At 72.2% G+C, this 21,292-nt stretch carries 13 protein-coding genes; 4 read left to right on the forward strand and 9 right to left on the reverse strand.

The annotated features are described in order from the left end of the window. Positions 1-86: 86 nt before the first annotated feature. Genes AB0F04_RS34630 through AB0F04_RS34650 form a run of 5 tightly spaced genes read right to left on the reverse strand, consistent with a single transcriptional unit; the run spans position 87 to position 8,309 of the window. Complete coding sequence (locus AB0F04_RS34630; protein WP_362049354.1) at positions 87-692, reverse strand: ATP/GTP-binding protein; 606 nt, start codon at positions 690-692, stop codon at positions 87-89. Beyond that, positions 673-4,368 (reverse strand): hydantoinase B/oxoprolinase family protein, encoded by a 3,696-nt coding sequence (locus AB0F04_RS34635; RefSeq protein ID WP_362049357.1) that lies wholly within the window; start codon positions 4,366-4,368, stop codon positions 673-675. The genes AB0F04_RS34630 and AB0F04_RS34635 overlap by 20 nt, the downstream gene beginning before the upstream one ends. 24 nt (positions 4,369-4,392) lie before the next feature. After that, complete coding sequence (locus AB0F04_RS34640) at positions 4,393-4,788, reverse strand: DUF742 domain-containing protein (RefSeq protein WP_104778870.1); 396 nt, start codon at positions 4,786-4,788, stop codon at positions 4,393-4,395. Positions 4,789-4,797: 9 nt separating this feature from the next. Beyond that, positions 4,798-5,232 (reverse strand): roadblock/LC7 domain-containing protein, encoded by a 435-nt coding sequence (locus AB0F04_RS34645; protein ID WP_362049360.1) that lies wholly within the window; start codon positions 5,230-5,232, stop codon positions 4,798-4,800. Then, positions 5,229-8,309 carry a nitrate- and nitrite sensing domain-containing protein gene (locus AB0F04_RS34650; RefSeq protein ID WP_362049363.1) on the reverse strand — a complete coding sequence of 1,027 codons (3,081 nt, stop codon included), beginning with the start codon at positions 8,307-8,309 and terminating at the stop codon, positions 5,229-5,231. The genes AB0F04_RS34645 and AB0F04_RS34650 overlap by 4 nt, the downstream gene beginning before the upstream one ends. 400 nt (positions 8,310-8,709) lie before the next feature. Between AB0F04_RS34650 and AB0F04_RS34655 the strand changes: the two genes are divergently transcribed. Next, on the forward strand, positions 8,710-9,291 hold the full coding sequence (locus tag AB0F04_RS34655; RefSeq protein ID WP_362049366.1) for a hypothetical protein: 582 nt from the start codon (positions 8,710-8,712) through the stop codon (positions 9,289-9,291). Positions 9,292-9,406: 115 nt separating this feature from the next. Further along, the gene (locus AB0F04_RS34660; RefSeq protein WP_362049369.1) at positions 9,407-10,969 is read left to right on the forward strand and encodes an amino acid permease; all 1,563 of its coding nucleotides are present in this window, start codon (positions 9,407-9,409) and stop codon (positions 10,967-10,969) included. A 43-nt stretch (positions 10,970-11,012) separates the two neighbouring features. On the opposite strand, the gene AB0F04_RS34665 is transcribed toward AB0F04_RS34660, so the two are convergent. The 4 genes from AB0F04_RS34665 to AB0F04_RS34680 form a co-directional block, all read right to left on the reverse strand. Beyond that, positions 11,013-15,656, reverse strand: coding sequence for a hypothetical protein (locus tag AB0F04_RS34665; protein ID WP_362049372.1), 4,644 nt, complete (start codon positions 15,654-15,656; stop codon positions 11,013-11,015). A gap of 35 nt (positions 15,657-15,691) precedes the next feature. Then, positions 15,692-16,573, reverse strand: coding sequence for a hypothetical protein (locus tag AB0F04_RS34670; protein WP_362049375.1), 882 nt, complete (start codon positions 16,571-16,573; stop codon positions 15,692-15,694). A 109-nt stretch (positions 16,574-16,682) separates the two neighbouring features. Then, positions 16,683-18,209, reverse strand: a complete 1,527-nt coding sequence (locus AB0F04_RS34675) for a hypothetical protein (protein ID WP_362049377.1) — start codon at positions 18,207-18,209, stop codon at positions 16,683-16,685. A 69-nt stretch (positions 18,210-18,278) separates the two neighbouring features. Further along, entirely contained in the window at positions 18,279-18,974 is a 696-nt protein-coding gene (locus AB0F04_RS34680; RefSeq protein WP_362049380.1) for a GntR family transcriptional regulator, read from the reverse strand. A gap of 183 nt (positions 18,975-19,157) precedes the next feature. Here AB0F04_RS34680 and AB0F04_RS34685 point away from each other — a divergent pair, with 183 nt between their 5' ends. Both AB0F04_RS34685 and AB0F04_RS34690 read left to right on the forward strand, forming a co-directional pair. Continuing rightward, complete coding sequence (locus tag AB0F04_RS34685) at positions 19,158-20,459, forward strand: MFS transporter (RefSeq protein ID WP_362049383.1); 1,302 nt, start codon at positions 19,158-19,160, stop codon at positions 20,457-20,459. After that, a complete protein-coding gene (locus tag AB0F04_RS34690; protein WP_362049386.1) occupies positions 20,456-21,283 on the forward strand; it encodes a putative hydro-lyase in 828 nt (275 codons plus the stop codon). Before AB0F04_RS34685 ends, AB0F04_RS34690 begins: the two co-directional genes overlap by 4 nt. Positions 21,284-21,292 lie beyond the last annotated feature (9 nt).

Consider the following 21,292-nt stretch of genomic DNA (forward strand, 5'->3'; position numbering starts at 1 on the left):
CACGCGCGCGTGGACCGTCGCTCACGGCTGCGGCCCGTACCCTCGTCGGCGGGGGTGCGGGCCGTGTCCGCTGCCGAGGGGCGGCGTCAGCCGGTGACCGCCTCGCGGCGGCCGGCCGTGTGCGCCATGGCGTGCTGGACGACGCCGATGAGGGCCTCCTTGACCGACTCCCGGTCGCGGGCGTCGCACATCAGGAGCGGCACGCCCTCGTCCAGGTCGAGAGCCTGGCGGACGTCCTCCACCGGGTAACGGGGAGCGCCCTCGAAGCAGTTGACGCCGACGAGGAAGGGGATCGAGCGCCGTTCGAAGTAGTCGACGGCGGCGAAGCAGTCCTCCAGGCGGCGGGTGTCGGCCAGCACGACGGCACCGAGCGCGCCCTCGGAGAGTTCGTCCCACATGAACCAGAACCGCTCCTGGCCGGGTGTGCCGAAGAGGTACAGCACGAGGTCTTCGCGGAGGGTGATGCGGCCGAAGTCCATGGCGACGGTCGTCGTGTGCTTGCCTTCCACGCCGCTGGTGTCGTCGACCGGGCGCCCGGCCTCGGTGAGCAGCTCCTCGGTGCGCAGCGGTCTGATCTCGCTCACCGCGCCGACGAGCGTGGTCTTGCCCACGCCGAAGCCGCCGGCCACGAGGATCTTGAGCGTGACGGGCTCGACCGGAGGCTTGCCACGCTCAGAACGCCCGAAGATCATCGATCTCTTCTCCTGCTTGATGGGGGTCGGGCGACGGCGAGCCGTAGCCTCCGCCGCCTGGGGTTTCGATGACGAGTACGTCGCCGCTGATGAGGTCCGCGGAATCGCTGCCACCCAGTTCGGTCACCGTGCCGTCGGCGTGCTCCACCCGGTTGGCACCGAGAGCGCCCGGCTCGCCGCCCGCCATGCCGTACGGGGCGACTCTGCGGTGCTGGGACAGGGTGGAGACGGTCATGGATTCGAGGAAGCGGATGCGGCGTACGGCGCCGTCCCCGCCGTGCCACCGGCCGGCGCCGCCGCTGCCGCGCCGGACGGCGAACTCCTCGAGGCGCACGGGCAGTCGCCACTCCAGGACCTCGGGGTCGGTGAGGCGTGAGTTGGTCATGTGGGTCTGGACGACGGGTGCGCCCGGGAAACCGTCGCCCGCCCCGGAGCCTGAGGCGACGGTTTCGTAGTACTGGTGGCGTTCGTTGCCGAAGGTGACGTTGTTCATGGTCCCGGAGCCTTCGGCCTGGACGCCAAGCGCCGCGTAGAGCGCGCCGGTGACGGCCTGGGAGGTCTCCACGTTGCCCGCGACGACGGCGGCGGGCGGCTCGGGAGCGAGCAGGGAGCCGGGCGGGACGACGATGCTCAAGGGGCGCAGACAACCGTCGTTGAGGGGGATGTCGTCGGCGACAAGAGTGCGGAAGACGTACAGGACTGCGGCGTTGACCACCGAGAAGGGCGCGTTGAAATTGGTCGGCAGCTGCCCGGACGTGCCGGTGAAGTCGATGGTCGCGGCGCGGTGCTCGCGGTCCACGCGCACGGCGACGCGGATGACGGCTCCCGAATCGGTCTCATAGGCGTACTCGCCGTCGTCGAGGGCGTCGATGACACGGCGTACTGCTTCTTCGGCGTTGTCCTGGACGTGCCTCATGTAGGCCTGGACGACGTCGAGGCCGTAGTCCTGGATCATGCGGCCGACTTCGTCGACGCCCTTCTGGTTGGCGGCGATCTGGGCGCGCAGGTCGGCGAGGTTGGTCTTCGGGTTGCGGGAGGGGTACGGCGCCTCGGTGAGCAGGCGGAGGGTCTCCTTCTCGCGGAAGCGGCCGTTCTCGGCGAGCAGCCAGTTGTCGAAGAGGACGCCTTCCTCCTCGATGGTGCGGCTGTCGGCGGGCATGGAGCCGGGGGCGATGCCGCCGATCTCGGCGTGGTGGCCACGGGACGCGACGTAGAAGAGGATCTTCGGGTTCCCCTCTTCACCCTTCCCGGTGTCACTCTCCGTATCGGCTTCCGGTGTCGTGTCGAAGACCGGGGTGATCACGGTGACGTCCGGCAGGTGGGTGCCGCCGTGGTACGGGTCGTTGACCGCGTAGGCGTCGCCCGGGCGCATGCGGGGGGCGCGCCGGCGGATGACCTCCTTGACGCTCGTGCCCATCGAGCCCAGGTGGACGGGGATGTGCGGCGCGTTGGCCACCAGGTTTCCGTCCGGGTCGAAGAGGGCGCAGGAGAAATCCAGGCGCTCCTTGATGTTGACGGACTGGGCTGTGGATTCGAGGCGGGCGCCCATCTGCTCGGCGATCGACATGAAGAGGTTGTTGAAGACCTCAAGCAGGACCGGATCGACTTCGGTACCGAGATCGGAACTCTGCGTAATCGCGGCGCGTTCCATGACCAGATGCCCGTCGTCGGCCGCCGCGGCCCACCAGCCGTCGTCGACGACGGTCGTGGAGCCGGATTCGGTGATGATCGCCGGGCCGGTGACCGTGTCGCCCGGGGGAAGTTCCTCGCGGCGGCGCAGGGGCACGTCGCGCCAGGTGCCGCCCGTGTGGAGACGGACGGTCCGGGGCGCTGAGGAGTGACGGCCGCCTGTGGTACCGGAGGAGGCTGTGTCGGTTGCACAGGGAGCGAGAGCGGACAGATCGGGGGGTGCGGTGATGCCGGTGGCCTCGACGGAGAGCGCTTCGACGACGATCGGACGGTCGAGCGTGAAGGAGTACGTGGCGCGATGACGTTCTTCGAAGGCGTGCCGCATCGTGCCGGGCTCGGTCAACTTGACGGTGAGGGTGGTGTCGGTGCCGTCGTAGCGAAGTTCCGCGCGCCGGGTGACCTGGATGTGCTCCTCGGGGACGTCCTCGGCGAGGAGTTCGGCGCGGGCGGCGGCTTCGAGGGCTTCGGCGGTCTTGAGGACGCCTGGCATGGAGGCGGGTTCGAGGGGGGCTTCGACGGACTGCTCGCGCATGGCGGTGGTGTCGGCGAGTCCGATGCCGAGGGCGGACAGGACTCCGGCCATGGGCGGCACGAGGACGGTGCGGATCCCGAGGGCGTCGGCGACCATGCAGGCGTGCTGGCCTCCCGCGCCACCGAAAGTGGTGAGGGCGTAGCGGGTGACGTCGTGGCCCTTCTGGACCGAGATCCGCTTCACGGCGGACGCGATGTTGGCCACGGCGATCTGCAGGTAGCCCTCGGCGACCTGTTCCGGCGTGCGGTCGTCGCCGGTCCGCTCGCCGATCAGACCGGCGAGGGCGGTGAAGCGGTCCCGGACGACCGCACCGTCGAGCGGCTCGTCGCCGTTCGGGCCGAAGACCTGCGGGAAGTGAGCGGGCTGAATCCGGCCGAGCATGACGTTGGCGTCGGTGACGGCGAGCGGCCCGCCACCGCGGTAGCAGGCGGGGCCCGGCTCCGCGCCCGCCGAGTCCGGCCCTACGCGGTAGCGGGAGCCGTCGAAGTGCAGGACCGACCCGCCGCCGGCCGCGACGGTGTGGATGTCGAGCATGGGGGCGCGCAGCCGGACGCCCGCGATCCGGCTGGTGAAGACCCGTTCGTAGGCGCCCGCGAAGTGGGAGACGTCGGTGGAGGTGCCGCCCATGTCGAAGCCGATGACGCGGTCGAAGCCGGCGAGCTGGGACATGCGGGCCATACCGACGATGCCGCCGGCCGGCCCGGACAGGATGGCGTCCTTCCCGCGGAACTGCCCGGCCTCGGTGAGGCCGCCGTTGGACTGCATGAACATCAGCCGTACGCCTTCGAGCTCGTCGGCGACATGCCGGACGTAACGGCGCAGCACGGGCGAGAGGTAGGCGTCCACGACGGCGGTGTCCCCGCGGGGGACGAGCTTCATCAGGGGACTCGTCTCGCTGGAGAGCGAGATCTGCGGAAAGCCGATGCGGGCGGCCAGCTCCCCGACCGCCTGTTCGTGCGCCGGGTGGAGATGGCTGTGCATGCAGACCACGGCGACGGCCCGGATCCCGTCGTCGTAGGCCGCCTGGAGAGGCCCGGTGAGGGCTTCCAGGTCGGGGACGCGCAGGACGGTGCCGTCGGCGGCGATGCGCTCGTCGATCTCGACGACCCGCTGGTACAGCAGTTCCGGCAGGTCGATGCGGCGGGCGAAGATGCCCGGGCGGTTCTGGTAGGCGATGCGCAGGGCGTCACGGAAGCCCCGGGTGATGAGCAGGAGGGTGCGCTCGCCCGTGCGCTCCAGGAGGGCGTTGGTCGCGACAGTGGTCCCCATGCGCACGCTGTCGACGGGGGCGCCGGAGTCTGCCAGCAGGGTGCGGACGCCCTCGACCGCGGCGTCGGCGTAGCGTGCGGGATTGTCCGAGAGCAGCTTGTGCGTGAGCAGCCGGCCGTCCGGGCGCCGGGCGACGACGTCGGTGAAGGTGCCGCCGCGGTCCACCCAGAACTGCCAGCCAGACACGTCAGTACCCCGCTTCCGCGCTGCTCACAGCGCCCGGAGGCCGTTGATCACGTCGCGCAGAATACTCTCGTCCGGCAGCTCGGCAGGGGGCACGGGCCGGTTCACATGGACGAATTCCGCGTCCACGAGATCTCCGACGAGGACCCGTACCACTCCGATCGGCAGGTCGAGTTCTGCTGCGAGTTCGGCGACCGACTGCGGGATGTCGCGGCACAGTTCGACGATATCCACATGCTCCGGGGAAAGCATGTGGTCGGCTTCCGGATCGTCCGCCTGCGGCTCCGCGACCACGACCGCGATCAGGTCCAGGCGGTGCTGGCCCTGACTGCTGGTGCGGCCGCGGGTCATGGCGTACGGGCGGACGACCGGTCCGGCTTCGTCGTCGAACCAGTGGCTTCTTCCCTGACCGTCAGCGCTCATGCCATCCCACTACCCGCCTGCGGGCAGATCGGTGCGCGGTGCGGCCGCCAGATGCACGCCCACCCGCTTCACGAGGAGCGTCATCTCGTAGGCGACCTGGCCGACGTCCGAGTCGGCGTCCGAGAGGACGGCGAGGCAGCTGCCGTCGCCGGCGGCCGTCACGAAAAGGAAGGCGTCGTCGAGTTCGACGACCGTCTGGCGGACGTTGCCGGCCTCGAAGTGGCGTCCCACGCCCTTGGCCAGGCTGTGGAACCCCGAGGCGACGGCAGCGAGGTGTTCGCTGTCCTCCCTGGTCAGGTCCTTGGACAAGCCCGTCGGCAAACCGTCGCCGGAGAGCACGAGGGCCTTGCGGATGCTCGCGACACGGTCCACCAGATCATCGAGGAGCCAGTTCAGCTCCCCCCTGCTGGTCGCGGTGTGGCCGGTCGCCTTCGGTGCGGTCATCGACCGTCCCCCTCTGTCGTTCCTTGTGGTGCCGCGCCGCTGTGGGCATCATCGCCCGCGGCGTTCTCCTCACGGCCGCGCTGCCAGCCACGCTGGAGCGATGCCATGCGGTTGCGTACTTCCTCGGCGTCGCGCTCGACGGGCTCGGCCCTGTCGTCGCCACGCGGCTCCGAGCTCCGCTTCAGCTGCGGGGCCAGGTTGGCCTGCCGGACGCGCCGGGGCAGCGGGGCGGTGCCGGAACCGGATTGTGGCGTGGAGCCCGTGCTCCGGGGCGCCGCGCCCGAGCCCGCCTCGGTACCCGGGGTGCCGCCGCTGCCGGCCGGCGCGGAGCCGGAGCGCTGGTCCGATCGTTCCAGGCCGCTCGAGGCGATCTCCGCGCGGCGGGTCCGCCTGGGCAGAGCGGACGGCTCCGACCGGTCGCCCGCGGCGCCGCCCGGTGAGGCCGGGGAGTCCGCGTGGTCCTCGGCGCGGCCGACCGCGCCGATGCCACGGCGGCCCGAGTCCGTACCCCGGCGTCGGGCAGGCAGCGGCGGCGGTGCGTCCGGCGGGGCGTCGCCACGACGGCCGCCGGTCGACGGGTTCTCGGTGCGGTGCCGGGCCGGAAGCGCGGGTGCCGGTTCGGTTCCCGGCCGGCCGGTGTCCCGGCCGGGCGCCGGCTCCTCGCCGCGGTGCCGGGACGGGAGCGCCGACGTGGTGCTCGCATCGGTTCGGCCGGCGGCGGGGGTCGTCGCCTCGTCCGTCCTGCCCCGCCTGGGCCGCTGGTCCGTCACCGGGCGCCCGTGCGAGCTGACCAGCTTGGGGGTGTGGCGGCGGGGCAGCGCGACCGGGGCGCCCAGCTCGTCGTCACCATCGGTCCGGTCCTCTGCGCCACGGGGGTCGGCGGGCTGCCGGCGCGGATCGGTGCGGCGGCCGGTGCTGTCGTCCGGGTCACGGGTGAGGGAAGTGCGGGGGCGGAACAGACCGCCGTGCTCGCTGTCCTCGTCCTCGATGGCGCCGGGGAAGCCCGCGATGGCGTCCAGGTCGACGGGGGCCTCCAGTTCGACCGGCCCGTCCAGCAGGGCGGCGGGCAGGCCGGGCCGCTGCGCGGGCGCGTGGGACAGCGCGGCGCGGCGGGCGTCCTTCGGCTGGTTGTCGGGGGCCAGCTGGGGGCGGTCGAGACGGAACCCGATTCCGTTGGTGTCCGGGACGTCGTCGGTGAGCAGCGTGTCGGGGATGAAGACCACGGCGGTCGTGCCGCCGTACGGGGAGGGCTGCAGGGAGACCCTGACGTTCTGGCGCTGGGCGAGCCGGCTGACCACGAACAGGCCTAGCCGGTCGGTGTCGGAGAGCTCGAACTCCGGTGTCTCGGCGAGCCGGAGGTTGGCGTCCAGGAGAGCCTCCGCGGCCATGCCGAGGCCACGGTCGTGAATCTCCAGGGTGAAGCCGTTGGCGACCCGCTCGCCCAGGACCTGCACGGCGGTGTGCGGCGGCGAGAAGACCGTGGCGTTCTCCAGGAGTTCGGCCACGAGATGCGTGAGGTCGGCGACGGCCGGGCCGGTGATGGCGTTCCGGGGAAGGCGGCGGACCTCGATGCGCTCGTAGTCCTCGACCTCGGCGACGGCGGCTCGGACGACGTCCATGAGCTGGACGGGCTTGCGCCACTGGCGGGAGGGCGCGGCGCCGGAGAGGATCACAAGGCCCTCGGCGTGCCGGCGCATGCGGGTGGTGAGGTGGTCGAGGCGGAACAGGTCGGCGAGTTCCTCGGTGTCCTCGGTCCGGCGCTCCATGGCGTCGAGGAGGGTGAGCTGCTTGTGGAGGAGGACCTGGCTGCGTCGCGCGAGATTGACGAAGACCTCGGAGACACCGGCGCGCAACTCGGCCTGCTTGACGGCGGCTTCGACGGCCGCGCGCTGCAGCGTGTTGAGGGCCTGGCCGACCTCGCCCATCTCGTTCTTGTCGTATTCGAGGCGGGGGACCTCGGTCTCGACATCGACCTGCTCGCCCGCGGAGAGGCGGCGCATGACACTGGGCAGGCGCACTCCGGACGCCTCGTGGGCCTCCAGACGCAGCTGTCGCAGATCGCGGATGAGGGTGCGGCCGACCCGTACGGACAGGAAGAGGGAGAGCAGGAGCGCGATCAGGCCGAGGGCACCGGCGATGACCGCCTTGGCGATGACGCCGACGGCCACGGGGTGGACGCGATCCTGATAGCGGTCGTTGGCCTGGTCGTTGAGGGTGCCGAGCTCGTCGAGCACGTTGCCGGCGGCGCTGTCCCAGCTCTTCGCGGAGACTCCGCGGGGGGTGCCGGCTCCGGAGGAGACGGCGGCTTCCTCGGCCACGCGCAAGGGGGCGGAGGAAGCGTTCTTCCAGAAGCTCTGGTAGCGGTCGCGCTCGGCCACGGGGAGCAGCGGCAGGTTGACGTCGTACATCAGGGTGCGCTGGGCCACGAGGTCGGAGATGTCCCGCTCTTCGGAGTGGGAGATCCTGCCGACGATCAGGGCGGAGCCGAGGAGGGCGTCCTCACGGGAGAGCAGTTCGCGGGCGCGGGCGAGATTGACCAGCGCGCGGTACTGCTTGTCCAGTTCGATGTTGTCGACCACGTGCAGGTTGGCGAGGAGGACGTAACAGGGGTCGACCAGCCGGTTGTAGAGGTCGAGGGCCTGTGTGCGGTTGACGGTGCCGTCCTCGACGCTGCGGCGCAGCGACTCGATGCCGTCGAAGCCGTCCAGGACGGCTGTCAGCCGCTCGTCGGTGTCCGCGCCCATCGCGTCCCGCACGTCGGGGTTCCGGGCGTTCTCGCGGATGCCGCTGACGGCCTTGTCGGTGGCGGACCGGCTGCGCCGGAGCGCGGCGAGGCCGTCGGAGGCGCGGGGGTCGGCGAGGTGGACGAGGGTCTGGCGGCGTTCTTCCTGCAGGACGCGGACGGTGTCCTCGATGGGGTAGCCGATCTTCTCCACCACGGACGACACGTTGAACAGGTCGCTCGCCTCACGTCCCGTGAGCACGGTGGCGAAGGTCCAGATCGCAGTCAGGGACACCAGCGGCACGAGAAGCAGCGCCACGATCTTCCGGCGGATGGACTTCCCGCGAAAGCGCATGGCCTCCCCCAGCTCGGGCCCCCGGCTACCGGGGGTACACATGTGCGTCAACAAACGGCGCGAGCCTACTACCGACCCACAGGGAACTCGAAAGCCGGTCCGGAACCTGAACTTCCGCGCCACCCGCGAAGCGTGGCGAGTTGTCCGGGCATTGCGGGAGTTGTCTGCCCGAAACCGAGGGTGGCGGCGCGGGTAACCGGCGGGCGACGCATGGGCGGTTGGCTGAAACTTTTCGATTTCCGGGAATCTTCGTGAGAGGCCGTTCGTCCTTCTCTGCGGGGAACGAGGGCGGAATCGGCCACAGGAGCCGCGCCCGGCACCTGGGCGGCGTAAAGCAGCGCAAGCCGGGCAGCCACTGGGAAGCACGGGTCTTCGGGTGCGAGCGAGCGGACTGCTGGCGGTGGGGAGTGACACGGTGATGGGCACGGCGGAACGGCGCGGTGCGTCCAGGGCTGGTGGGACGCGGCTGACAGGGCATCGGATTGCCGGTGCTTCCGATCGGGACATTCCCGGGGGCACGGTGGAGCCCCCGGCGCACGAGACGGGGGTTGTGCATCGCGGGGCGAGCCGCGGCGCTTCGGAGCGGCCGTCCTACCGGCCCCTGTGGGTCGAGGAGCCCGCGCGGCGGCGCCGGTTGCCGGATCCGGTGCGGACGGCGGCCGTGCGAGCGGTCCTTCTCATAGCCGTGACCCTGATCCAGGCCATGGTGGCGTTCCTGTGCACGATGGCCGGGTCGTGGCTGGCGTTCCCCATGGTGATCAGCAGTGTGGTCAGCACGATCGCGGCCACGTGGGGAGCGCTCGACGTGTGGGTGACCCGCCAGGTCTGGAACCAGCGCAACGGCGTGGTGTCCGTGCCGAGCAGCACGGCGCGGGCGCTGCGGCGCGAGCGACGGCGGACGCGACGGCAGGAGCGTGCCGCCGAGCGGGCGCAGGGGCGGATACGCCGGCGGGGTGGAGCCGGGCAGTTGTCCCACTCGTGAGGCAGGACGGTGTCAGCGACGGGGACGAAACACCTCTGGCGCAACACCCGCCTCACCCCTCAGGGTTGGTTCGACTGATCGAACCGACCCTGAGACACCGCGTGAGGAACCGCCCATGAGAGCAACCGCAGAGTCGACCGACCCACAGGGCCGGGACGACGCCGAACTCACCGAGTTCGGCTACAGACCCGAACTCAAGCGCACCCTGGGCAACTTCCACACCTTCGCCGCGGGGATCAGCTACATCTCGATCCTGACCGGCACCTTCCAGCTGTTCTACTTCGGCTACGGCAGTGGCGGCCCGGCCTATTGGTGGTCGTGGCCGATGGTCTTCGCCGGCCAGTTCATGGTGGCGCTGTGTTTCGCGGAGCTCGCCGCCCGCTATCCCGTGGCGGGCTCGGTCTACAACTGGTCCAAGAAGACGGGCAATCCGCATCTGGGCTGGCTCGCGGGCTGGATGATGCTGATCGCCTCGATCGTGTCCATATCGGCCGTCGCGCTGGCCTACCAGCTGACGCTGCCGCAGATCTCGTCGTTCTTCCAGTTCGTGGGGGACGGCACCGGTACGTACGACGTGGCGACCAACGCGGTCATCCTGGCCGCGGTGTTGATCCTGTTCACGACCCTCGTGAACGCCTTCGGCGTCAAGCTGATGGCTCGCATCAACACGGCGGGCGTGTTCATCGAGTTGATCGCCACCGTCGTACTGATCGTCCTGTTCGCGGTCCACATCACGCGTGGCCCGCAGGTCGTCATGGAGACGCACGGGACCGGCGCGGGTTACGGGAACGGCTACCTGGGCGCCTTCCTGGTGGCCTCGCTGGCCTCGGCGTACGTCATGTACGGCTTCGACACGGCCGCCTCGCTCGGTGAGGAGTCCCTGGACCCGACCCGGAACGCGCCCCGCGCCATCATCCGGGCGATCGTGGCCTCTTTCGTCCTGGGCGGTCTGATCCTGCTGCTCGCGCTGATGAGCGTGTCCAGCCTGAAGGGCGACAAGCTGTCGTCGGACGGCCTGCAGTACATCGTGCTGGACGTGCTCGGCCCGACGGCCGGCAAGGCGATGCTGTGGTGCGTGCTGATCGCGGCGACGGTGTGCGCCCTGGCCGTGCACACGGCGGCGGTCCGGCTGGCGTTCGCGATGGCCCGCGACAACAACCTGCCGGCGTCCTCGAAGCTGGCCCGGTGCCACCCGCGGTTCCAGACACCGGTCCTGCCGACCGTGATCATCGGAGTCCTGGCGCTGGCGATCCTGGTGGTCAACATCCGCCAGCCGCAGATCTTCACCGTCGTCACCAGCATCGGCATCATCATGATCTACCTCGCCTACCTGGGGGTGACAGTGCCGCTGCTGGTCGCGCGGCTGCGCGGGAAGTGGCAGCCGGCGGGCGAGGGCCGGTTCTCCCTGGGCCGCTGGGGCCTGCCGGTCAACGTCCTCGCGGTCCTGTGGGGCGCTGCCATGACGCTCAACCTGATCTGGCCGCGGGCCGCGGTCTACAACGCCTCGGCTCCCTACCACTGGTACCTGCGCTGGGGCGCGGTGCTCTTCGTCACCGTCATCGCGGGCGGTGGTTTCGCCTACTACTGGTTCGTCCAGCGGCACCGGACCGGAGTGCTCGCCGAGCACCGGTCGGAGGCCCCGGACACCGCTCCCACCGCCGCCCCGGTGGTCGACTGAAGGCCGGAGGACAACCCATGAGCGCCGGGCGCCGGGGACGACCTCACTGGGGTGTCGTGGACGCCGGGCGCTTGTACATCCTGGTCGCCGTGATCTCGCTGTGGACCGCCTCCCCCGCCTGGGGCTGCTGCGGCAGGCCCGGGCGGAGGTGTTCCTCGACGCTGATGTACTTGAGGCCGGCCCTCAGGTCGGCGTCGTTGCGCATGCGGATGACGAGGGGGAACTCGGCCAGCGCGGTGGTGTCGAACAGGCCCGTGGTGTACAGGAGCTGCACCCCCAGGGCGTCCGACACCGCCCGCTGGAGTTCCAGCAGGTACGTGGCGTTGGCGCGGCCGATGGGGTTGTCGAGGAAGAGGGTGCCGGCGTGCCGGTGCTTGTCACGGCCCCGGTCGTTGGAGCGCAGCGCGGCCATCGTGCAGTAGAGGGCGATGGCGGCGGTCAGGAGCTGGCCGCCGGAGAAGACGTCGCCCATCTGCCCGACGGGTACGCGCTCGGCCCGCAGCACGGCGTCCGGCTTGAGGATCTCGACGGCGACGCCCTTGGGCTGCAGGGCGGCGGCGACACCGCGCAGCAGCAGGGACATGCCGTCGCGGCGCAGGTCGGAGTTCTTCTTGACGGCCGCACGGGTCGCCTCGTCGATGACCTCGCCGAGCCGCTCGGTGAGGGTGGCCTGGTCGGGCTCCTCGAAGCGGATGCGCAGGAACTCCTGCCCGGACCACTCGCCCAGGCCCTCCGGCAGTCGCGAGAGCCGCTGGGCGGAACGCAGGGTGGCCAGGGCCGACTCGACCAGGCCGCGCAGCCGGTCCACGATCGAGTCGCGGTTGCGCTCCAGCTGTTCCAGTTCGTCGGTCAGGACGCGCAGGCGGGGTGCGAAGGCGTCCGCCCACTTCTGGGCGTGCTCGGGCAGCGCGGAGGCGGGCAGTTCGCGGATCTGCTGGCGGGCCGGGGTGCGGACCTGCTCGTAGCGGGTGGAGTTGGCGTGCCGGACGAGGATGTCGCTCGCCTCGCGGACGGCGGCCTCGGCGGCGGACAGGTCGGCGGCGCAGCCGCGCAGCGAGCGCCGGGCCTCCGCGGCCGTCTGCCGGGCCTCCTCCGGGCTGCCTGCGTACGCCTCGGTCTCCTCCTGCTCCTCCTCGCCGGTGTGCTCGCGCAGCAGGTCACGGAGCATGGCGGCGATCTCGTCGAAGCCGCTCGCCGCGTCCTCGGCGGCGCGGTGGGCGTCGAGAAGTTCGGCGTGTGCCTCGCGTGCCTGGTTCAGCGCCTCGGTGTGGGAGGCGAGTTCGGCCGTGGCGGTGCGCAGCAGGGTCTGTGCGTGTTCGGCGTCGCGCGGGCGGATGTCCTCGGGAAGGTCCGTGTGGGCCTCGCCGTCGTCGGCGGGGGCGAGCCGTTCGGCCTCACCGCGCAACCGTCCGAGCTGCTCGCTCGCGGTCGACATCCGGGGCTCCAGGAGCTGCACCAGCTCCTCGGCGCGGGCGGCGGCGGCCTGGCGGCTGGGGCCGTCGGAGCCGTCGGGTGACTCGAGGAGCTGCTCCGCGCGCGTGCGGACCTTGTTGCTCAGCCGGTCCAGCTCCGCACGGGCCGCGCTCTCGTCGCTCTCGGCGCGGGCCTGCTCGGCGCGCAGGTCGGCACCGACGCCGACCTTCTCGTACACCTGGGACGCGGCCCGGTAGGCCTCGCGCAGGGCGGGCAGGGAGGCCTTGGGCGTCTGGTCCTCGTCCTCGGGTACGTCGTCGGGGGCGCCGGCGATCTCGGAGCGCTCGGCGCGCAGCGCGCGTGCGGTGCGGCGGGTGTCGTCGGCGGCGCGCTGTGCGGCACGCCGGTCCTCGTCGGCGGCCCGGGCCCGCTCCAGGCAGGCCTGGGCGCTCGCCTCGGACTCGGCCGCCTCGTCGGCCAGTTCGCGCAGCTTGACCTGCCAGCCGGCCCGCTCGCGCAGCCGGAAGGCGAGGCCGGCGAGGGCGTCGGCGGAGCGGCGGGCCTTCTGCGCGGCCTCCTGGCGCTCGTCGCGGACGCGCGCGGCCTCGGTGGCGACCTCGTCGGCCTCTGCCCGCAGGGTCCGGGCCTCGGCCAGTTCTGCCTCCGACTCCCCGGCGAACTCGTGGGTGTCGCGGGCCGCCCGGGCCAGTTCGGTCAGCCGGCCGGCGGGGCAGCCGGTGCGCCAGGAGGCGAGCCGGGCGGCCAGTTCACGGTCCTTGCCGAGCCGGGCGGCGAGGGTGCGGATCTCCTCGTCCCGCTGGGTGGCCCGGGCGCGCAGTGCCTGCCGTTCCTCATCGGCGGCGTGCTCGTCGTGCATGGCCGGGTTCGGCGGCACGAGGAAGACGTCGCCGCTGTCGGTGTCCGGGGCCGGGGTGGGGGCGAGCAGGGCGGCGGCGGTGCCGACCGCCACGGCGGAGCGGGGCAGCAGAGCCGCGTCACCCAGGGCCTCACGGGCCCGGGCGTGGGAGTCCGGGTCGGTGATGATCACGCCGTCGACGAGTTCGGGCCGGGCGGCCAGCACGCGGGCGTGGTCGGCCGGGTCGACGGCCTGGGCGAGATAGCGCCAGCCGGGCAGCGCGGGGATGCCGTGCTCCCCGAGGAACTCGACCGTGGCGAGCACGTCCGGGCCGGGCGGCAGCAGCCCGCCGTCGCCGAGCGCGCCGAGGATGCGGGAGTCGTCGGCGGCGGCCGTACGCAGCTCGAACAGCTGCCGCTCGGCGGAGACGACGGCGTCGTCGAGCAGGTCGCGCAGGTCGTCGGCGAAGCGGTCGAGTTCCTCCGCGGTGAGCCCCTGCTCGCCGGCGGCCGGCTGCGGGGCCGGGTCGCCGTCCGTGCCGTGCCGTGGCTGCGGGATGCCCGGGCGGGTCTGCGGGGTGAGGCTGAGCAGTTCCGCCAGCCGCTCCTCCCCGGCGAGCGCCTCGGCGGTGCGGCGCTCGGCCTCGTACGACCGCTCCGCCGCCGTGGCCGCGTCGGCGGCTCGGGCCGCGGTGAGTTCCGCGCGGCTCTCGGTGGCAGCGGCTTCGCGCGCCTGCTCCGTGGCCCGGCGGGACGCCTCACGGGCCGCGTCCCAGGCGGCGACGGCGGTCTTCTCGGCGTCGCTGGCGGCCAGGGCAGCGCGGGCCGGGTCGGCGTCGGGCGCGGAGTCGTCGAGCCACCCGGCGCGCACCGCCTCGGCGGTCTCCTGCTCGACCTCGGCGAGGCGCTGCTTGAGGTGCCCGATCTCGCTGCGGGCGCGCTGAGCCTGAGTGGCGGCGGCGGTGGAGTCCCGGTAGGCCGCGTCGCTGACCTCCTGGAGGGCGGCGGAGCGCTCCTCCTCCTCGTTGGCGTGGCTCTCCGCCTTCTCCGCGGCGGCGTGCAGGGCCCGTACGAGGTCGACGGCGGCCTTGGAGCGGGCGGCCAGGGCGGGGGCGGCGTCCCGCTCGGCCTCCTGGATCGCGGCGGAGACGCGGGTGACGCGGTCGGAGGCGGCGCGGTGGCGCAGCACGGCCTCGGCGGCCTGCCAGGCCGAGTACAGGGTGCGGGCGTCGGCGAGCTCGCGCTTCTGCGCGGCGGCGGACTTCTCGGCCGCGGCCAGCGCCAGGGAGGCGTGCCGGTAGGCGAGTTCGGCGGAGATCAGCGCGCTGCGCTCGCGGGCCGCCTCGGCGTGGGTGACGGCGTACGCGGCGGCGGTGACCCGCTGGGCCAGGTCGGCGGCCCGGACCCGCTCCCGCACGCCGCGTGCGGACAGCCGGCGGGCCAGGGTCCGGGTCCGGCGCTCGGCCGCGGTGTGGATGTCACGGGCGCGTGAGCGGGCCTCGGCGGCCTCGACGATCCGTCCGAGGAGATCGACGGAACCGGCGGTGAAGTCGCGTTCGGCGATCAGCTCGGCGCGTCGGCCCAGCTTGTTGCCGAAGCCGCTGACCAGGTCGGCGAGCCCGTCGGTGTCGCGGGTGTCGGTGACGGCGCGCAGCAGCAGGTCGGTGAAGTCGGCGTCCTTCTTGACGGCGAAGAGACCGGCCGCCTCGCCTTCGTCGGCGTTCATCTCGCGCTGGTAGCGGAAGAGTTCGGGGTCGAGGCCGAGGTCGCCGAGGTGCTCGATCCAGCGGTCGTGGGTCTCCTCCCAGTGCACCTCGAGGTGGGGATAGTTCCTGCCCGACTCCGTGAGGGCGTCGCGGAAGCCCTTCATGGTGCGCCGCCGCCCGCGGGCACCGGACTGGCCCTCGGCCGGGGCCCGTACGACGGTGGCCTCCGCCACGGGGAGGCTGTCCAGGCTCAGTCCGGGGCCGGGCCGGAAGGAGTACCAGGCCTCGGCGAACTTCCGCGGGTCGTTGGAGACCTGCCGCCCGCGCCACTCGCTGACCTTGCCGACGACGACGCACTCGCCGGTCAGCACGTGCTGCCACTCCAGCGCGACGTGTCCGCAGTCGTCGGCGAGCAGGAACTTGCGCAGTACGCCGGAGCTGGCGCCGCCGAGGGTGTTGCGGTGGCCCGGCAGCATCACGGAGAAGATCAGCTTGAGCAGTACCGACTTGCCGCCGCCGTTCTCCAGGAAGAGCACGCCCGCGGGCGCGGGCCGGCGCGGCGGGCCGGCCGGCTCCTCCTCGAAGAACTCCGCCTGGGCGGGCGCGGGGTCGGGCACGATCTCGCCCACACCGCGCAGGTCAAGCACGGTGTCGGCGTAGCGTGCACCGGCGGGTCCGATCGAGTAGAGGCGGACCCGGGACAGCTCGTACATGGCGGACTCTCGTAAGTCTTCGTGAGGTGGGGGGTTCAGGAAGAGTGGAACGGCAGCCCGGCGTCGGCGACCAGCTCCAGGTCGTCGCCCTCCTCGGCGGGCAGGAGCGTGGGCGTGCCGTCGGTGACCGGGACGACGCCCAGGTCCAGCAGTTCGGCCAGGGCGGCGCTGCCGGCCATGTCGCGGACCTGGAGCTGGTAGCGGGCGGTCGTGCGGTACGTGCCGCCGTGGTCGTCGCCGGTGCGCTGCAGGAAGCCGGATTCGGTGAGGAAGGCGGCGGCCTTGGCGACGATGCCGGTGGTCGAACCGGCGAGGCGACGGGCGTCCTTCGTTGCGCCGGTCGCACTGCGCCGGACCCAGATCCGCCAGGCGGCCTCCAGGCCGGGCGCGTCGGTCGCCGGGTCGGTGTTCTCGCCCTGCTCCTCGGCGCGTTCCTCCAGCCGGCGGCAGGCCTGGCGGACGAAGGCGTCGACGCCGTTGACCGTGATCCGGCCGATGTAGCCGTCGTCGGCGAGGTCCTCGGGGCGCGGGTACGCCATGGCGGCGACGGCGAGATGGGCGAGCCCGTGCAGGAACCGGTCGCCGCCGTCGGCGGACGTACGACGCGCGTAGTCGCCCATGCGGACGGCGAACACCGAGTCCTCGGCGGCGGTGACGGCCATGCCCGCGCGGGGGGAGACCTCCAGCACGATCAGCCCCAGGCCGGTGGCCACGGCGTCCGCGAGCCGCGCGAAGGGCGGGTCCTCGCGGTAGCGCCGCAGCAGGTCCGCGTACTCCTGGTCGCGGGCGGGCTGCAGCTTGGGCTGCAGCCCGAACGACACGAGCCGGGCCGCGTCGGCGGCGTCGGCGGGAGTGACGGCGGCGGTGGCCGCCGGGGCCGGGCTCTCCGCGTCGCCCCACTCGACGTGCTCGCTCACGACGTGAACTCCTTGACCTTGTAGACGAGATTGCGGACAACGCCCTCAGGGGCGCGGGAGAGTGCGCGACCGGCCACGGCGGCGCCGCGGCCGGCCAACGGTGGAGGCATCACGCGGCCTCCGTCCTGTCCGCAGCCATCCCCGCCGCGTCCAGCAGTGCCGTCCCGACGATGAGGTCGGCCCCGCCGAACTCCGGGTCGTCGAGCTCGGTCCCGTCGTCCACGGCGAACAGCAGCTTCTGCTCGCCCTGGCGGTAGGCCGTGCCGACCGGCGGGCTGGCGGCGTGCACCGCCAGCAGAGCCACCAGGTACGGCAGCTCGGGGTCCTGCCGCCGGGCGTCGGCCAGCAGCCCCGACAGCCGGCGCGGCGCGTCCGCGGGCAGGTCGAGCAGCTCCTGCGCCGCCGCCAGCTGTTCCTCGGTGAACCGGCTGTCGTCGGGCGTGGCGATCAGGTCGGGCTCCGGCATCTCGGCGCCCAGGTGCTCGCGCTCCACCGGCGGCGTCAGCAGCAGGTCGACCAGGTCCCCGACCCGGACGGACACGGGCGTGCGCAGCCCGGTGCCGCGGCCGAAGAAGGCGTCGGTGACGCGGACGGCCTGCTCCAGCGGCAGGGGCAGCACGGGCGAGACGAGGTGCCCGTAGAGGTCTATGCCCGAGGTCGTCAGGGGGGTGGCGAAGGCCTGCCGGTCCTGTTCGGCGCGGAACAGCGGTCCGGCCTCCAGCAGCCGGGACTGCAGCTGGGTGTGTCGGCGGATGCAGTCCTTGACGATGTCGACGAGCTCGGCGGTGCGGCGCTTGTGCTCGGGGTCCTCGGACTCGTCACGGGCCTTGCGGATGTTGGTGAGGATCGCGTTCTCGTGGCGGTAGCGGTCGGCGACGTGCTCCAGGGCCTCGGCGATCATGTCGGGCACGGCGGAGAGCCAGTCCACCGCGCGCACGTTGCGCCGGGTCGCCTCCAGGGCGCGGCGCAGGGTCTCGGAGTACTGCACGGTCCGGTAGCGGGCCTGTTCGGCGGCGAGCTGGGCGTCGGCGAGCCGGCCGCGGCTGATCAGGATCTCCAGCTTGACCTCGGCGGCGATCTGCGCGCTGGTGACGTCCGTGTCGAGGGCGCCGACGAGGACGTTGACCGCCTCGTCCGTCGTGCGGAGGTAGACCGTGCCGCCGGGGCCGGGGACCTCCTCGATCAGCTTGAAGTCGTAGTCGCGGCGCACATAGGTGCCGTCCGCGCCGAACGTGCCGTACACGGCGCGGAATCCGCGGTCGACGCTGCCGACGTTGATCAGGTTCTCCAGGACCCAGCGGGCCACCCGCTCGTGCTCGGCGGCGGGGCGCTGTGCGGCCTGGGCGGCGATGCGCGGAATGAGGCGGGCGACGATCTGGTCGTGGTCCGCGCCGGTGTCGAAGTCCATGTTGAGGGTGACCAGGTCGATGGCCGCGAGGGCGACCTCCGCCATGCCGTACACCGAGTACTCGCCGGCCAGGTTGGCCTTGCGCGCGTCCAGGTCGTGCAGCGGCGCGGTGCAGGCGAGCGCGCGCAGGCGCCGCGCCAGGCCCTCGTCGGCGGCCGGCCCCGGGGCGGGGCGCGGCCCCGCGCTGAGCTGGGGCGGAACGCTGTCCGTCGATGCAGGCGAAGTCACGGTGCACAGACTAGGTCCTGGGTCTGACAACCTCCCAAACGACGCGGTGCGCCCCTCGGGCCGGGGCCCTCAGCCGTCCTCGCCGACCCGCCGCCGGTACACCTCGACCACGCGCTCCAGGGAGTCGTCCAGGTATCCGGCTAGCAGGCGCTCGGCCTCCTCGCGGTCGCCACCCTGAAGCGCCTCCAGAATTCCGACATTTCGTGCGATATACGGTTCGTGTAGTCGCTGTGGTTCGTCCACCACGTGGAAGGCCAGCCGCAGTTCGGCGAAGACGCTGCGCATCAGCTCGGCGGTGCGCTCGCTCGCGGCGAGGGCGACCAGCTCCCGGTGGAAGTGGATGTTCGCGGTACCCACCGCTTTCCAGTCACCTTCCCGGGCCGCCGCCCGCCCTTGCGCGACCGCCCCGGCGAGCCCCTCCAGGCCGTACGGCGGCTCGCCGAGGCCCCGAACGACGGCGCACTCGACGAGCCGCCGGGTGCGGTAGATGTCCTCGACGTCCTCCACGGTCAGGACCCGGACGAAGACGCCCCGGTTCAGTTCGTGGACGAGCAGGCGCTCGTGCGTGAGCAGGCGGAACGCCTCGCGCAGCGTGTTGCGTGAGACGCCGAGCGCGCCGCCGATGCTGTCCTCCGACAGGCGGGTGCCGGGCGGGAAGTAGCCCTCGGCGATCCGGCTCCTGAGGATGTCCGAGACCCTTTCCGCGGTGCTGGTGCGCCCGAGGAGGGCCCGGTCGTCGGCGAGGTCCTTCAGCTGCTCTGCCATGCCGGAATTCAATCGCAGATCACAAGAACGAACCAACATGGGTATTGAGGGATCGTTGAACAATCCTCTACGGTGCTACACACAGCGTCGCCGCGGCGGGCCGTTTCCCACCACGGTCCCGACCGCCTCCGTACGGCACGGCTCACTCCGAAGCACCCTCCGTCCTCCCTCTGCGAGGTGCCCATGAGCACGACCCCTCCCCGTGAGGCCCTGACCGACGACACACGCCCCGCGACCACCGAAAACACCCAGGACGACGGGGCGTTGGGCTGGCTGCGCGCCCTCGGCCCGCGCGGCCGCCGCGCCTTCGCCGGTGCCTTCGGCGGCTATGCCCTGGACTCGTACGACTACTTCACGCTGCCGCTCAGCATGGTCGCGCTGTCCGCCTACTTCGGTCTGAACAGCGGTCAGACCGGTCTGTTCACCACGGTCACACTGGTGGTCTCCGCGGTCGGCGGCGCCCTCGCGGGCGTCCTCGCGGACCGCGTCGGCCGGGTGCGGGCCCTGATGGTCACGGTGATCACCTACGCGGTGTTCACCGTCGCCTGCGGTTTCGCGCCCAACTACGAGACGCTGCTGGTCTTCCGCGCGCTCCAAGGCCTCGGCTTCGGCGGCGAGTGGGCGGTCGGCGCGATCCTGGTCGCCGAGTACGCGAGTGCCAAGAACCGGGGGCGCACGCTGGGCGCGATCCAGAGCTCCTGGGCCGTCGGATGGGGCCTGGCGGTGATCGTCTACACCCTGGTCTTCTCCGTCGCCGGCGACGACCTGGCCTGGCGCGTCATGTTCTGGACCGGGGCGCTGCCCGCACTGCTCGTCATCTGGCTGCGGCGCAGTGTGCACGACGCCCCCGAGGCAGCCGCGGCGCGTGAACGGAGTTCCGACAAGGGCTCGTTCACGGCGATCTTCAGGCCCGGCCTGCTGCGGATCACCCTCTTCGCGGGACTGCTCTCGACCGGTGTCCAGGGCGGCTACTACACGCTGGCCACCTGGGTGCCGACGTATCTGAAGTCCGAGCGCGACCTGTCGGTCGTCGGCACCGGCGGCTATCTGACGTTCCTCATCTCGGGCGCCTTCATCGGCTACCTGACCGGCGGCTACCTCACCGACAAGCTGGGCCGGCGGCGCAACATCTGGCTCTTCGCCCTGCTGTCGGCGCTGTGCATCCTGGCCTACGCGAACATCCCGAGCGGGGCCAACACCCTTCTCCTGGTGCTCGGATTCCCGCTCGGGTTCTGCATGTCGGCGATCTTCAGCGGCTTCGGGTCCTACCTGAGCGAGCTGTACCCGACGGCGGTGCGCGGGACGGGGCAGGGCTTCACGTACAACACCGGCCGCGCGGTGGGTGCCGTGTTCCCGACGACGGTCGGGTTCCTGGCCGACAGCTGGGGGGTCGGCGGCGCGCTGGTCTTCGGCGCGATCGGCTACGGCATCGCGGCGCTGGCGCTGCTCGGGCTGCCCGAGACGCGCGGGAAGGAGCTCGCGTGAACCGCGCCGGCACGGAGGACCGCCCGCTGCTCCTCGTGGACGAGCACGCGCGCGCGTGGAGCCCCGCCACGGCCCGGGCCCGTTTCCGGGAGGGCCTCACGGGCCCCACGGCGGGGGTCTCGGCCGGCCACACCCAGGTCAACCTGATCTCGGTGCCCGCCGACTGGGCCTACGACATGCTGCTGTTCTGCCAGCGCAACCCCAAGCCCTGCCCGGTCCTCGACGTCACGGACGCCGGCTCCTGGCGCACCGTGCTGGCCGACGGCGCGGACCTGCGCACCGACCTGCCGCGCTATCGGGTGTGGCGGGACGGCGAGCTGGTGGACGAGCCGACGGACGTGCGCGCGTACTGGCGGGAGGACCTGGTGTCGTTCCTCATCGGGTGCAGCTTCACCTTCGAGTGGGCGCTGGGAGAGGCCGGCGTGCCGATCCGCCACGTCGAGCAGGGCCGCAACGTCCCGATGTACGTGACAAGCCGGCAGTGCCGTCCGGCGGGGCGGCTGCACGGGCCGCTGGTGGTGTCGATGAGGCCGGTGCCGCCCCGGCATCTGGCGGCGGCGATCCGGGAGAGCAGCCTCATGCCCGCGGTGCACGGCAGCCCCGTGCACTGCGGCGATCCCTCCGGGCTCGGCATCGCCGACCTGGGCCGCCCCGACTTCGGGGATCCGGTGGACACCCAGCCGGACGACATCCCGGTCTTCTGGGCGTGTGGAGTGACCCCGCAGGTGGCCGTGACGGCGTCGCGTCCGCCGTTCGCCCTCACACACGCCCCCGGGCAGATGTTCCTCACCGACGCCCGCGACGAGCAGTACCGCGTGGCCTGACAGGAGACA

The sequence above is a fragment of the Streptomyces sp. NPDC029041 genome, from assembly GCF_040637515.1.
Lineage (GTDB): Bacteria > Actinomycetota > Actinomycetes > Streptomycetales > Streptomycetaceae > Streptomyces.